A 13286-nucleotide genomic window follows, 5' to 3' on the forward strand; every position below is an offset into this window, starting at 1 on the left:
AATTACCTCAATTCCTTGATCTTGATGCTTCTGAAGCTCACTTTGTCGCCATGATCCTGCAACAGGATATGCCCTTTGGGCGCTTCACCGAAGTTCGGATACACCTTGTACTTGCTCAGAGCCACCAGCTCGCGGAAAGCAGGTGAGCCCCGGTCGTATTCCAGCACCTTGACCCCGTTCAGGTAGTGCTCTACGTGGTTGTTCGGATACACCACTACCCGACCGGTGTTCCACTGGCCCGGCTGGTGTACGAAGCGATCCTGTTTGTCGGCTTTGATCATGTCGTAGAGCGAGGCCATAGTCCGGTTGCCGTCGCGTCCCGCTTTGGCATCGGGGTGCAGTTTATCGTCGAGCACCTGGAATTCCAGGCCAACGATGCCGCCCTTGTCGGGGAGCGTGGCAAAATATTTTACACCGCTGTTGCCGCCGGGCGTCAGCAGAAAATCGAAGCTCAGGTCAAACGCACCGTATTGCTGCGTCGAGATAATATCGCCGCCGCGGGCACTGCTGGTTTTCGACGACTCCACGCTGATCAGCCCGTCGTTGATGGTCCAGCCCTGCGCCGGGAATGTTTCTTTGGTAGCACTTCGCCAGCCAGCCGGGCTAGTGCCATCGAAGAGCAGTTTCCAGCCGTTCTGCTTCTCAAAGTCGGTGAGCGTATTGGGATTGGTATTGACCACGTACCCAGCCTTCGGAAAATCGGTCGATGGTTTGTCGGCCCCTTTAATCCGAATGTTCTTCCAGTAGATCTTCTTGCCCACTTTATCGGCGCTGCTGATCGCGTGCACCTGCAAGGCGATAACGCCCCTGGCATCCAGGTTGTCGACCACGTAGGCGGCGGGCGTTCCGTTGACCCAGGTACGTAGCTGGTTGCCCACACACTCGATCCTGACCTGATTGAACTCGTTGTGTTTATAGCTGTTTTGCCCCGACGGATTCAAGCCCATCGGATACAGCCAGTCGCGACGGCCTTCATCGTAAATACCGCCCGTCCATTTCCGGGGCGAGGGGTCCAGCTCATACTGATAGCCGAATACCCGCCCTTTTCCGTCGCGCCCGGCGGGGTCATACTGGCTCCGGAACTGAATGCCGGAGTTCGAGCCCAGGTCTTCGATCTTTACATCAAGTTCCAGCACAAAATCGCCGTACTCCTGGTCGGTGATCAGGAACGTGTTGGGCGACTGCGCCACCGTCCGGCCCACGATCACACCCTCTTCAACGGCATAGGTAGCGGTACCGGCCACCTGTTTCCAGCCTTTCAGCGATTTACCGTCGAACAGGCTCGTCCATTTTTTAGTCGACAGCGTGGTTTGCCCCTGCGCGACAAAGCTGATGGCGAGCAACAGCGGAAGTAAGGTCTGCTTTTTCATTCGTTCAGGCTTTTCAGATAGGCAAGACTCTGGGGCACCTGCTTCGACACACTCGTGCTTTCGTCTTCGATGTAATAATGCCGAACTCCCGCTTTACGGGCCGCTTTCAACACCGACGGCAGGTCGATCTGACCAGTTCCCAGCGCTACGTCGTTCTCTACCGGCGTACCGCCCGACATATTGCCGACAACCCCTTTACGGAGGTCCTTCAGGTGCATCAGCTTAAACCGGTTGGGGTATTTGGTCAGCAGCGCAGCCGGGTCAGCGCCGGGAAAAAACGTCCAGAGGATGTCCATTTCGAAGCTAACGTACCTGGGGTCGGTCTGCTGAATGATGTAATCCATCAGCGTGCCGTTTTCATGCTGTTCAAACTCGTAGCCGTGGTTATGGTAGCAGAACGTAAGGCCGAACTGGTCTTTTAGTTGCTTACCGAAGCTGTTAAAATCGGCCACAGTCTGTTTGGCCATATCGAGGGTGAAGGGCCCTTTATGCGGTACCCAGGCTACCCGCACATAGCTCGCTCCCAGTGCCTTCGCGTTAGCGCCAACATCAGCCAGCTTGTTTTGCAGATCGGGGTAGCCGACCCCAAACGATGAGCATTTCATGCCTCGTTCGTCCAGAAGTTGGCGTAGCTCCGCAGCGGTTTTACCAAACAGGTTCGAGAACTCCATATCGGTAATACCAAGCGCTTTAATGGTATCGAGCGTAGCGGGTACGTTTCTGGCGAAGCTGTTCCGATAGGTGTATGACACCATGCCCGGTGTCTGACCGAATAGTTTTTTCTGGGCCTGCACCGAGCCTAAACTCAGGAGAAAGGCAAAAATGAGTACGCTGTTTTTCACAAGTGCCAACTAATTAAAAGACGTAGATCTGTTTGTATAATCAGTAAAAGCACCACGCCCGCTGGCCGTACTCAATTCGCTCACGAATCGGCGCTGCTGGCAGCGCCAGCAACGTTAACTTTCCAGTTGTGGCTTGCGATGAAGGCGCCCGGGCACGTCAGATCAATGAACGACCAGCGTTGTTACCGAACGGGCGGCCAGCGTCAGTTGGCCGGGCGAACCGGTTCGTTTATGCAAGTCGGCCGACTCGCTGGTTTCGTAGCAGTCGATCTGCTTTTGCTTCCCTGGCAAACCAACCAGCTGCAGCACACGGGCGTCGCCGGGGTTCACGACCACCACCACAAGCTGTCTGCTATCGGCGCTGCGGTAGGCGGAGACCAGCGGCGCAGCTGCGTCTGCGGATGACTGGACCTGGATGCGCACCATGCCGGGCCGAACAAAACGCGCATAATTACCGAATGCCCACAGTGTCTTGGAAGCCAGAATAGTGCCGTCCTGCTGGTTTGGCGCGTTCTCTCCCATCTTGCCGTTGTTTTCTACATAGATCAGTCCGTCTTTGTAATCGCTGGGGCTAAGGGCCAGCCACCATTGCCAGGAAGCGGCATTGGCTACGGTCAGATCGGCGTGAATGACACGGGCCACATACAAAGCGGTGGTCATGCCCAGGTCACGCCGGTTGCCGTTGATCTCGCCGTCATTGTCGCCCAGCACGCAGTATTCAGACTGCCAGAAGCCAACGCCAGTCTGTTGTAACTTCCCGGCCAGTTGCTGCCGAACGGCATGTAGTTTCCGGGCTGGCGAGGTAGTGAAATAGCTATGCCCGCAGACGAGTTTCTCTACGTTGGGTACGTTGCCGATGTAGTTTGGGCTGGTCGGGCTGAAGAAAGCGTCGACCACATCATCCTGCCCGGTTTCACTGCGGTTGGTGCCTCGTTGCGACAGGTAGTCCAGTTGCCCCGCCTCACCCAGTGTCAGCCGGGTACTGAGTTTTCGCGTCGATAGCTCCTGGCCTACTATCCGGGCCAATTCGGCCATATCGGTATTGGTGGCGGGGGTGCCTTCCTGCGTGGCCATCCGTTGCCCTTTCTTGATACCCCAGTCCCATTGCGGTTCATTGAACGGGCTTAGGTACTGCATCGGCCAGCCTTTCCGATTGAACTGCTGCACCACATCGGCCAGAAACCGGGCGTAGTCGCCTAGCCGTTGCCGGTTAACATTATAATCGCCCAACTTACCCGACGCATAGGCTTTGCCGTTGGCCGTAAACTGCACCGGCGGCGAATTCGTAAAGCCAAGCAAATAAGGCACCTTCCGCCGGTGAGCCGCTTCCACAAACCATTGTTGGCCCGCCTGTTTGTTCCAGTCATACGAACCGTCGGGCCGCTGGAAACACTCCGACCGCCGCCACGGGCTCCGAATACCGCTCGAATCACCCTGTTCGGTGCTGCCTGCACCAATATTGAATCGCCACATCGACAGGCCAATGCCTTTGGGGTTACCGGCGTTATCGGTCTGCGTGCTAAATAACCAGTCGGCAATCTGTTCGCGTTTGGCCAGGGGGTAGTTCTGCCCGATATACTGTGCCGACCAGCAATCAGAGGCGCCGAAACTATGAATAGTCTGGTAGGTCTGTGCTGGCTGAATGCTTACAACGAAAGGAGTGTGGGCCGTCTCCTGAGCCAAACATTCCCCTGCCATCAGCAGGTTGAAAAGCACAAGCAGAAAGTGGCGAGCAGGTAATTTATTCATCGACATTGAGGTGATCAGGCTGGGTGGAACGACAGCGACAACGCGCTGGTCCGGGTCAAACAAGGGGCTACCAAGTCATAGCGGCAAACTCTCCCTATTTACTGATCGTCTTGCCGCATACTATGCCAATTCATCTGCAAAACCTAAACCCACTTCTGCCTGGTTACTTAAATTATCATTTATCTGTTATCCGGTACTCCTCCAGCTTCTTCACCAGCGTATTGATGGATCTATAGCCCAGGGCTTCGCAGGTACGTGATTTGTTGCCCCCGAAATACAGGAGCGCGCGTTGAATCAGGGCTTTTTCGTGTTGTGTCCAATCGAAAGAGGTGCCTTCAACGGCCGGTTCGCGGAGCCAGTTGGGGAGGTCAGCCATATCGATAGTCTCATCGGCGAAGACGTAGAGTGAGGCAATCAGGTTTTCCAGTTCGCGCACGTTGCCGGGAAACAGATAGCTGTCGACTAGCCGTTTGGTGGCGGGCGTGAACTTGATGGGCTTGGGTCGACGGAAGGTTTTTTGCCGTTGGCGAATAAAGTAATCGATCAGGGCCTGCTTGTCGGCCAGGCCACGTTCGGCCAGGGTGGGTATGTGTAATTCGGCGACGGTCAGGCGGTAAAACAAATCCCAGCGAAACGTACCTGCCTGACAAGCCTGCCGTAACGATTGGTGCGTGGCGGCAATGATGCGCACATCGGCTTTACGGCTAGTCGTTGCTCCTACTGGTGTGAATTCCTGACTCTGCAACACGCGAAGTAACGACTGTTGCATGTAAGGTGAAATGTCCCCGATTTCGTCGAGAAAAAGTGTGCCCCCCCGGGCTGCATCGAAGTAACCTTGTGTTCGCTTCTCGGCCCCTGTGAACGCCCCTTTCTCGTAACCAAATAACCGGGATTCGAGCAGTGAATCGCCCAGGGCTGAGCAGTTGACAGCCACAAAAGCCCCGTCTGCCCGGTTCGACTGTTTATGAATATAATTGGCCAGGTGTTCCTTCCCTGTTCCGCTGGCACCCTGAATCAGGCAGGTGACGCGATCTGCTTCGGCCACCCGGGTAGCGCGTGCATATACGGGGCGAAGGGCTTCGGTGATCAGGTACTCTTCATCTCGTTGCGGACTTCTCCCCTGCCGCTGTTCGTGCAGCGTGACCGAGACCGGCACCGCTGACTGGCCTACCTGTACCTCGATCAGCTCGGGCAGTTTCCGGGAGGCGGTGTCTTTGGCAGCCCGCGTCTGAAACAACCTGGTGGGGAGCGACAGGCTCATGTGACACAGATACCAGGCCACCTGCATGGCGGGGGTTCCCGGCGAAATGAACAGGTCGATCTGATCGGAACCCGAAAGGCTCAGCAACAACGTCTCAATCTTGGCCTTGATGTCAGGCATGTTGATCGGGTCAGGTACGTTCATTCCCCGTCCTTCGATCAGGCCTTTGCGCTGGGGGAAGTCACGAAGCAGGCGGTTGATCAGCCGGTCGAGCCGTGGATCTTCATCGGGTTGGGCCGACGAGAGAATCAGGTGACGGTCGTGCTGGAAGAAATGCTGATGAAACTGATAGGTCGGTCCATCCAGATTAACCTCATTACCCACGAAGTCATTGTTGAAAGCGTACCACGACACTAGAATTTTCATATTATTTTTTGATATATATTATCAAGAATTAATAAGTAATACGATCAAATCAGGCCAATATACTACTTTTTCGTACTGGCACGTAAATCGCAATAGGGTGTATATAATAACCTTTACACCTGGACGCGAGCCCAGACGCGAGTATCGCGTCTCTACGCCGGGTACAAACTCTATGACACACGCCTTCGCCTGCCCCCACTGCCAGGAAGCCATTAACCTGGAAGATTCATTCACACACCAGATTGAGAGCCAGCTGGCGAAGAAGTACAACCAGCATTACGCCGAACAGAAGGCCGCCCTTCAGCAACAGCAGGAAGAGGTACGTCAGCAGAAACTCGTGATGCAGCGTCGGCAGCATGATCAGCAGCTGGAGGTTCAAAAGGCGGTTGACGCACAACTGAAAGCGCTTCAGGCCGAGGCGCGTCAGAAAGCCCGGGCGGAGCAGGAAACCCTGGTTCAAACCTTACAGGCGGAGTTACGCGACAAGTCGGAAACGGTGAAGTCGATGCAGCAGCAGGAACTGGCCTTGTTGCGGCAGCAACGCGAACTGGAAGAAAAGCAGGCCGCCCTGGCGCTCGACGTGGAAAAACGCTTGCGCGCCGAACGGCAGTCGATCGAAGAAAAGGCCCTGCAAAAAGCCCGCGACGAAAGCCACTTGAAAGAAGAAGAGCAACAGGGCCTGATTCGGGCGCTTACCGATCAATTGCACGCCATGGAACGCAAGATCAAATAAGGTTCGCAGCAGACGCAGGGCGAAGTGCAGGAGGTGGCCTTGGAAAAGCTATTGGGCGATACGTTTCCGGTGGATGTGATTGGCGAAGTAGGTAAAGGCGTAAACGGAGCTGACCTGATCCATGACGTCAAGAACGACTACGGGCGAATCTGTGGTCGGATCGTCTACGAAAGCAAACGGACCAAAGCCTTTGGCGGCAACTGGATCGATAAGCTGAAATCTGACCAGCAGCGCCACAATGCCGACATTGCCGTGCTGGTCACCGAAACCATGCCTGCCGATATGCCTCACTTTGGCCATGTCGACGGCGTGTGGATCTGCACCTTTGCCGAGGTGCGGGCACTGGCTACGGTATTGCGGCTTGGCGTACTAAAGGTATCGGAGGTGCAGACAGCCAGCGAAAACAAGGGCGACAAGATGCAGCGGCTCTACGACTACCTGACGGGCAATGAATTTCAGCAATGCGTGCGGTCGATTGTGCGGGCATTCCAGACATTGCAAGCTGGCCTTGAGCAGGAAAAGCGGGCAATGAAGAAGATCTGGAGCCTGCGCGAAAAACAGATCGACGCCGTCATCGACAGCACCACCTGCATGGTGGGATCTATCGGCGGCATTGCCGAAGGGGTCATGCTCAGCCTGCCCGAACTGGAATTCGCCCCCGACGACGAACTAGTCGTGTTGGCGTAGAGACGCGATACTCGCGTCTCTACGCCAACACACATTCATTTTTAACAATCAAACTCAATACACACATGAACACGCACACGATTTACAACCTGATCATTCTCGACGAAAGCGGCTCCATGGAGTCCATCAAAGCAGCAACGTTAAGCGGTTTCAACGAAGTGGTACAAACCATCCAGGGGGCCAGCCAGCAGTTTCCTGAGCAACAGCATACCGTTACGCTCGTTACCTTCAATGGGTTGGGCATCACCACGCGCCTCAACAACAAACCCGCCAACGAACTCACGCTACTGACCGATGAACTCTTTCAACCCAACGCCAGTACGCCACTGTTCGATGCCATGGGCCGCAGTCTGCTCAGGCTGGAATGGGAACTGGAAAACACGACCGACTACACAGTACTGGTCAGCATTTTGACCGATGGCGAGGAAAACGCCTCCCGCGAATTTACCGAGCGGCAGATTCAGGCCATGGTAGCACGCCTGAAGCAGCACAACTGGTCGTTCACCTACATGGGCGCGAACCATGCCGTGCAGCAGCGGGCGATGTCGCTCTCCATCGAGCAGTCGATCACCTTCCAGACCAGCGAGCAGGGCATGAAGGACTTGTTCGAGCAGGAACGGAAAGGTCGCCATGCCTTCTACGATAAACGCAGCAAAGGCCAATCCATCCGCGAGGCCGAAAACGGGTATTTCGATCAACCGTAGAGACGCGATACTCGCGTCTCATCCGGCGTCAGCAACATGGTAGCGTCAGCGATACTCGCGTCTCATCCGGCGTCAGCGATAGAGTTCCGCCCTGTTGCTGACGCTACCGTATTGCTGACGCGAGATAAGACGCGAGTGTCGCGTCTCTACAGTACATTTGATATCTATTCCTTCCTCTTTTTTATGCTCACAGGCGAACTACGCTCCAATATTGATAAAGTCTGGAATGCCTTCTGGACAGGTGGCCTCTCTAACCCGCTGACCGTCATTGAACAAATAACGTACCTGCTATTCATCCGGCGGCTCGACGAGATCCAGACCCTGAAAGAACAGCAGGCCAACGACCTGGGCGAACCCATCGAAGAACCCATTTACCAGCCCGACCAGTACGAACTGCGCTGGAGCCGGTTCAAAGATGCGGACCCAGCCAGCCGGTTCCAGCTCTTTACCAAAGCTGATGGCGTATTTGAGTTCATTCGCTCGCTGGGTACCAACAGCGCGGGTGTGCCCCGCGACGGCGGCCGGTCGAACTTTGGGCGGTACATGAAGGGAGCTACGTTTATGATTCCCACGCCCCGGCTGCTCGATCAGGTGGTGAGTTTGCTCGAAAACGTGCAGATGAACGACCGCGACACCAAAGGCGACGTGTATGAGTACCTGCTGTCGAAAATTGCGACGGCGGGCCAGAACGGGCAGTTTCGCACGCCCCGCCACATTATCAAGATGATGGTGGCCATGATGGCGCCGGGCACCGAAGACATCGTTTGCGATCCCTCAGCGGGTTCGGCTGGTTTTCTGGTGGCGGCGGGTGAGTTTGTGGCTGAGCATCATAAACAGGCACTCTACAAACCCGCCGCGCAACGGCACTACCGGCACCGCCTGCTGATGGGTATGGAGTTTGATCCGACCATGATCCGGATTGGGGCCATGAACCTGCTGCTGCACGGTATTGAGCCTGAACGCCTGGCCGACGTGGATGCGCTGAGCAAAAGCAATGAGGCATTTGAAGACGAGGCTACGATTGTATTGGCCAACCCGCCCTTCAAAGGATCGCTGGATGCCGACCACGTGATGCCCGACCTGATCCGGACGGTATCGACCAAGAAAACGGAATTGCTCTTTCTGGCCCTCATTCTGCGCGGCCTGCGCACGGGTGGCCGGGCGGCGGTGATCATTCCCGACGGGGTATTGTTTGGCAGCAGCAAAGCGCATCAGCAACTGCGGCGCGAACTGGTGGAGAAGCACCGCCTGCAAGCCGTGATCTCGATGCCCGGCGGCGTGTTCAAGCCCTATGCTGGGGTGAGCACCGCCGTGCTGATCTTCACCAAAACGGGTTCGGGCGGCACGGATAACGTCTGGTTCTACGACATGCGGGCCGATGGCTACAGCCTCGACGATAAACGTACCCCCACCGGTGTATCGTTTGAAAAATTTGCCGATTTGGATGCCCTCGTAGAGACGCGACACCTCGCGTCTCAGGCACCGGATGGCATGGCCGACGCGAGCAATACATCCGTTGCTGACGCCAGATTAGACGCGAGATTAGACGCGAGTGTCGCGTCTCTACGGCAGAATAATGACATTCCCGATATTGTGCACCGCTGGCGCAATCTGGACGGAGAAGCCACCCGCCAACGCACCGATCAGAGCTTTATGGTGCCGGTTGATGAGATTCGGGCCAATGCTTATGACCTGAGCATCAACCGCTACAAGGAGGTGGTGTATGAGCAGAAGGCCTACGAAACGCCCGAAGCCATCATTAACCAGATCAAGGCCCTCGACGCCGAGCGGCAAACGCAGTTACTGGCGCTCGAAGACATGCTTGCCCAAGTTGTTCTGCCTTAATTATAAAAATCCATAGTAAAGTTTAAGGCCCTAATCTTTAATATGGATTTCTGTAGTAAAGTTTATGTGGCTAATCTTGATTATAGATTTTCATAAATAAGATTAGCCGTTCAAGAAAGCACCATATGGATATTAGCCAGTTTAAGGCAGGAAATTGGATACAGCAGCCAACAGGTTACAAAAGTTTTCTACCGAAGGAAATCAATCATCCTTTTACCTGGGCTGACGCCGAGTTGAACATACTGCTTGAGCGGGCAACGCTACGATTAGGCGAACTGAACAGTTTCTCACAGTTTGTGCCCAACATTGGTATGTTCATCCGAATGCACGTGGTGAAAGAAGCAACTGTATCGAGCCGGATTGAGGGAACGCAGACAAACATCGAAGAAGCGCTACTAAAAGTAAATGATGTAGCACCCGAACGACGCGACGATTGGCAGGAGGTGAACAACTACATTATGGCGCTGAACCAGGCGTTGGCCCGTCTCGATTCGTTACCACTGTCGTCGCGGTTACTGCGCGAAACACACGAGACGTTACTGCAGGGGGTACGGGGACAACACAAGCTACCGGGTGCATTCAGAACATCGCAGAACTGGATTGGCGGAGCAACACTGTCCGATGCCATCTTCATTCCGCCACATCACGGTGATTTGGGGCAGTTGATGGGCGATCTTGAAAACTTCCTGCATAACGAAGCCATTGCTGTGCCGCATCTGATCAAGATTGGCATTGCTCATTACCAATTCGAGACCATTCACCCCTTTCTCGACGGCAATGGACGAATTGGGCGACTGATGATTATGCTCTACCTGGTTAGTAATAACATGTTGAAAGAGCCCATCCTGTATCTGTCTGATTTTTTCGACCGGAACAAAAGCCTGTATTACGACAACCTAATGATTGTCAGGCAGAAACATAACCTGACTCAATGGCTCAAATTCTTTCTGGTGGGCGTGGCCCAGACGGCCGAGAAAGCCATCGACAGCCTGAATGCCATTATGAAGCTGAAGCAGGATTGCGAGAGCCGTATTCTGACCTTAGGCCGTAAGGCACCAAATGCCAAACGGCTGCTTGATAACCTGTTTGCCCAGCCAGTTGTAACTGGGGCCGATATCGCTGGCCAACTGGGTGTATCAATTGTGGCGGCCAACGCCTTGCTAATGGATTTTGAACGATTGGATATTGTCAAAGAAGCCACTGGTTTCAAACGGAACCGGCTGTTTCTCTTCGAGGCGTACCTGGAAGTGTTCCACCGGTAAAGTAACGTACCTACCTCCTCAACCAGCCCCAAACCAACCAAACTCAGAAGCTGTTTGAGTTAATTTTTCGTCGCGTAGCCGCACCGGCGGACCGGACCTAACAATCTAGCGTTTTGTTGGGTCGCTACGCGACGGAAATCATTATGGAGAAAATTATTGACTACAAACATTAGGTCGCTACGCGACGATTTTGCTAACTCAAACAGCTTCTCAACCCACGCAACCCCATGACTAAAACCGTTACACTCGGCGAAATTTGCGAGAAAATATTAAGTGGAGGGACTCCATCAACAGAGAAATCTGAATATTGGGGAGGTGATATTCCTTGGATAACAAGTGCAGATATAAAAGATCACTATACAGCTAATGCCCGAAAATTTTTAACTAAAAAAGCGGGAGCAGATATTTTACCCGCAGGTAATTTACTGGTTGTAACGAGGGTTGGACTTGGCAAATTACTAGTCAACCAAGAGCCTCTGGCATTCAGTCAAGACTTACAAGGATTAATATTAAAGCCTACAGTTGATCGTAATTATTTGGTTCATGCGATTTCTCAAAAAGTATTACATTTTAAAGAAATAAGCCGGGGAGCAACGATAAAAGGAGTTACGCGTGATGATCTTGTAAAAATACAGCTCCCCCTCCCCCCACTCGCGGAACAACGCCGGATTGCGGCTCTTCTCGATCAGGCCGACGCCCTGCGGCAGAAAGACCGGCAACTCCTCGCCCACTACGATAAACTCGCCCAAAGCCTATTTCTGGATATGTTCGGCGATCCGGTGAAGAATGAAAAGGGGTGGAAACGTACAAAGATTCGTGATCTTGTAAGCGAGGTGAAATATGGCACAAGTAAGCCCGCTGAAGATAAAGGCAGCTTTCCTTATCTGCGAATGAACAATATCACTTACGAAGGACATTGGAATTTTACTGACCTTAAATACATAAATCTGACTAAAGCAGAAGAAGCCAAATACATTCTTCAGAAAGGAGATTTGGTATTTAATCGAACAAATAGTAAAGAACTTGTTGGAAAAACAGCCGTATATCAACGTGACGAGCCAATGGCAATTGCCGGCTATTTAATACGTTCACGAGTGAACGAAAAAGCCAAGCCAGAATACATTTCTGCTTATTTAAATTCTAAACATGGTAAGGCTACGTTGAAAGGAATGTGTAAAAATATTATTGGTATGGCCAATATAAATGCTCAAGAACTTCAGGAAATAGACATTCTTCAACCTCCCCTTTCTCTACAAACCCAATTCGCGCAATTGATCGAGAACATTGAGCAGCAGAAAACGGTGGTTCGGCAACAGATGGTCGCCAGCGAAGCCTTGTTCGGCCGGTTGTTGCAGGAAAGTTTCGGCACATAACGTACCCGTACATGTAGAGACGCGATACTCGCGTCTCTCTCTCCCGCGCGCGTCTTTCTCTATCTCGCATCTCTCTGTCTCCCGCGTCTCTCTGCCTCGCGTCTCCGTGCGTCTCTCTGTCCCGCGTTCCTCTTTCTCATTTCGGGCGTCACATGTCTTTCTCGCGGCTCATGTCGGGCAACGTCCGCCAACCCAAATCCGCACAAACATAAACCAGCGTATTGCTGACGCCAGATAGACGCGAGTGTCGCGTCTCTACGTGTACCAAACCCACCAACATACCCCGCCTGATCGATCCGCCACCCGGATACTCGCGTCTCATGTCGGGCAACGCCCGCTTACACAAACCCGCCAACACAAAAATGACAGAACGATACAAAGGCAAATACCGCATTCCGTCGATCCGGCTGGCCGATTATGATTATGGGTCGAATGGCCTGTATTTTGTCACCATCTGCACGAGGGAACGGCAACCGTTTATGGGCGACATCGTCATGGTAGACCAGGAGGCGGTCATAAACCCGTCGGAGGTTGGGCAGATTGCCATTGACTATTGGTTGTCTATTCCTACATTTCATCCCTACGTTGCGTTAGACGCCTTTCAGTTGATGCCTGACCACCTTCATGCCATACTTAGTATCTGTAAACCCGACCATATGCTGACCGAATGGCAACCCAACCAGTTTGGCCCGCAACGACAGAATCTGGCATCCATTTTACGGGGCTACAAATCGGCCGTCACCCGGCAGGCCGCAGCCCAACACCTGGCATTTGGCTGGCAACCCCGTTTCTACGAGCGCGTAATACGCAACCAGAACGAACTGGACCGGATACGTACCTACATCGAAAACAACCCCAACAAATGGAATCAGGAACGCGATAACCCCGAAAACCTGTACATGTAACGTAGAGACGCGATACTCGCGTCTTACTCTCGCGCCAGCAATACACGCCAGCAATACACATCAGCAATACCCGCCAGCAATACCCGCCAGCAAGACACGCCAGCAATACCCGCCAGCAAGACCCGCCAGCAATACCCGTCAGCAAGACCCGCGCGAAAACATATACCCGCGAATCATTCCAAACCCAGA

General features: G+C 53.6%; 11 protein-coding genes and 1 pseudogene. 7 read left to right on the forward strand and 5 right to left on the reverse strand.

Annotated features, from left to right (window positions below):
• Positions 1-2: 2 nt before the first annotated feature.
• From ACAW75_RS06750 to ACAW75_RS06765, 4 genes are all read right to left on the reverse strand, one after another.
• Positions 3-1370, reverse strand: coding sequence for a 3-keto-disaccharide hydrolase (locus ACAW75_RS06750; protein ID WP_370727923.1), 1368 nt, complete (start codon positions 1368-1370; stop codon positions 3-5).
• A complete protein-coding gene (locus tag ACAW75_RS06755) occupies positions 1367-2212 on the reverse strand; it encodes a sugar phosphate isomerase/epimerase family protein (protein ID WP_370727924.1) in 846 nt (281 codons plus the stop codon). The genes ACAW75_RS06750 and ACAW75_RS06755 overlap by 4 nt, the downstream gene beginning before the upstream one ends.
• A 162-nt stretch (positions 2213-2374) precedes the next feature.
• Positions 2375-3961 carry a glycoside hydrolase gene (locus ACAW75_RS06760; protein WP_370727925.1) on the reverse strand — a complete coding sequence of 529 codons (1587 nt, stop codon included), beginning with the start codon at positions 3959-3961 and terminating at the stop codon, positions 2375-2377.
• 175 nt (positions 3962-4136) lie between these two features.
• Positions 4137-5588, reverse strand: coding sequence for a sigma 54-interacting transcriptional regulator (locus ACAW75_RS06765; RefSeq protein ID WP_370727926.1), 1452 nt, complete (start codon positions 5586-5588; stop codon positions 4137-4139).
• A gap of 172 nt (positions 5589-5760) precedes the next feature.
• Between ACAW75_RS06765 and ACAW75_RS06770 the strand changes: the two genes are divergently transcribed.
• From ACAW75_RS06770 to ACAW75_RS06795, 6 genes and pseudogenes are all read left to right on the forward strand, one after another.
• Positions 5761-6321 carry a hypothetical protein gene (locus ACAW75_RS06770; RefSeq protein ID WP_370727927.1) on the forward strand — a complete coding sequence of 187 codons (561 nt, stop codon included), beginning with the start codon at positions 5761-5763 and terminating at the stop codon, positions 6319-6321.
• Between the two features lie 12 nt (positions 6322-6333).
• A pseudogene (locus ACAW75_RS06775) lies at positions 6334-7008 on the forward strand (DUF2130 domain-containing protein); the annotation flags it as partial.
• Between the two features lie 65 nt (positions 7009-7073).
• Complete coding sequence (locus ACAW75_RS06780; RefSeq protein WP_370727928.1) at positions 7074-7712, forward strand: VWA domain-containing protein; 639 nt, start codon at positions 7074-7076, stop codon at positions 7710-7712.
• Between the two features lie 183 nt (positions 7713-7895).
• On the forward strand, positions 7896-9557 hold the full coding sequence (locus tag ACAW75_RS06785) for a type I restriction-modification system subunit M (RefSeq protein ID WP_370727929.1): 1662 nt from the start codon (positions 7896-7898) through the stop codon (positions 9555-9557).
• 233 nt (positions 9558-9790) lie between these two features.
• A complete protein-coding gene (locus tag ACAW75_RS06790) occupies positions 9791-10819 on the forward strand; it encodes a Fic family protein (RefSeq protein ID WP_370727930.1) in 1029 nt (342 codons plus the stop codon).
• 227 nt (positions 10820-11046) lie between these two features.
• Complete coding sequence (locus tag ACAW75_RS06795) at positions 11047-12192, forward strand: restriction endonuclease subunit S (protein ID WP_370727931.1); 1146 nt, start codon at positions 11047-11049, stop codon at positions 12190-12192.
• Between the two features lie 148 nt (positions 12193-12340).
• Here the strand turns inward: ACAW75_RS06795 and ACAW75_RS06800 are convergent, their stop codons facing one another.
• Positions 12341-12514, reverse strand: a complete 174-nt coding sequence (locus ACAW75_RS06800; RefSeq protein ID WP_370727932.1) for a hypothetical protein — start codon at positions 12512-12514, stop codon at positions 12341-12343.
• Between the two features lie 40 nt (positions 12515-12554).
• Between ACAW75_RS06800 and ACAW75_RS06805 the strand changes: the two genes are divergently transcribed.
• On the forward strand, positions 12555-13097 hold the full coding sequence (locus ACAW75_RS06805; protein ID WP_370727933.1) for a transposase: 543 nt from the start codon (positions 12555-12557) through the stop codon (positions 13095-13097).
• Positions 13098-13286 lie beyond the last annotated feature (189 nt).

This window comes from Fibrella arboris (assembly GCF_041321095.1).
In the GTDB taxonomy this organism is placed as follows: Bacteria; Bacteroidota; Bacteroidia; order Cytophagales; family Spirosomataceae; genus Fibrella; species Fibrella arboris.

Bases quoted from the DNA above. Each gene is read 5' to 3' on its own strand.
- ACAW75_RS06750 (WP_370727923.1), bottom strand. From the start codon at position 1,370: ATGAAAAAGCAGACCTTACTTCCGCTGTTGCTCGCCATCAGCTTTGTC.
- ACAW75_RS06760 (WP_370727925.1), bottom strand. From the start codon at position 3,961: ATGAATAAATTACCTGCTCGCCACTTTCTGCTTGTGCTTTTCAACCTG.
- ACAW75_RS06765 (WP_370727926.1), bottom strand. From the start codon at position 5,588: ATGAAAATTCTAGTGTCGTGGTACGCTTTCAACAATGACTTCGTGGGT.
- ACAW75_RS06770 (WP_370727927.1), top strand. From the start codon at position 5,761: ATGACACACGCCTTCGCCTGCCCCCACTGCCAGGAAGCCATTAACCTG.
- ACAW75_RS06780 (WP_370727928.1), top strand. From the start codon at position 7,074: ATGAACACGCACACGATTTACAACCTGATCATTCTCGACGAAAGCGGC.
- ACAW75_RS06785 (WP_370727929.1), top strand. From the start codon at position 7,896: ATGCTCACAGGCGAACTACGCTCCAATATTGATAAAGTCTGGAATGCC.
- ACAW75_RS06795 (WP_370727931.1), top strand. From the start codon at position 11,047: ATGACTAAAACCGTTACACTCGGCGAAATTTGCGAGAAAATATTAAGT.
- ACAW75_RS06800 (WP_370727932.1), bottom strand. From the start codon at position 12,514: ATGAGACGCGAGTATCCGGGTGGCGGATCGATCAGGCGGGGTATGTTG.
- ACAW75_RS06805 (WP_370727933.1), top strand. From the start codon at position 12,555: ATGACAGAACGATACAAAGGCAAATACCGCATTCCGTCGATCCGGCTG.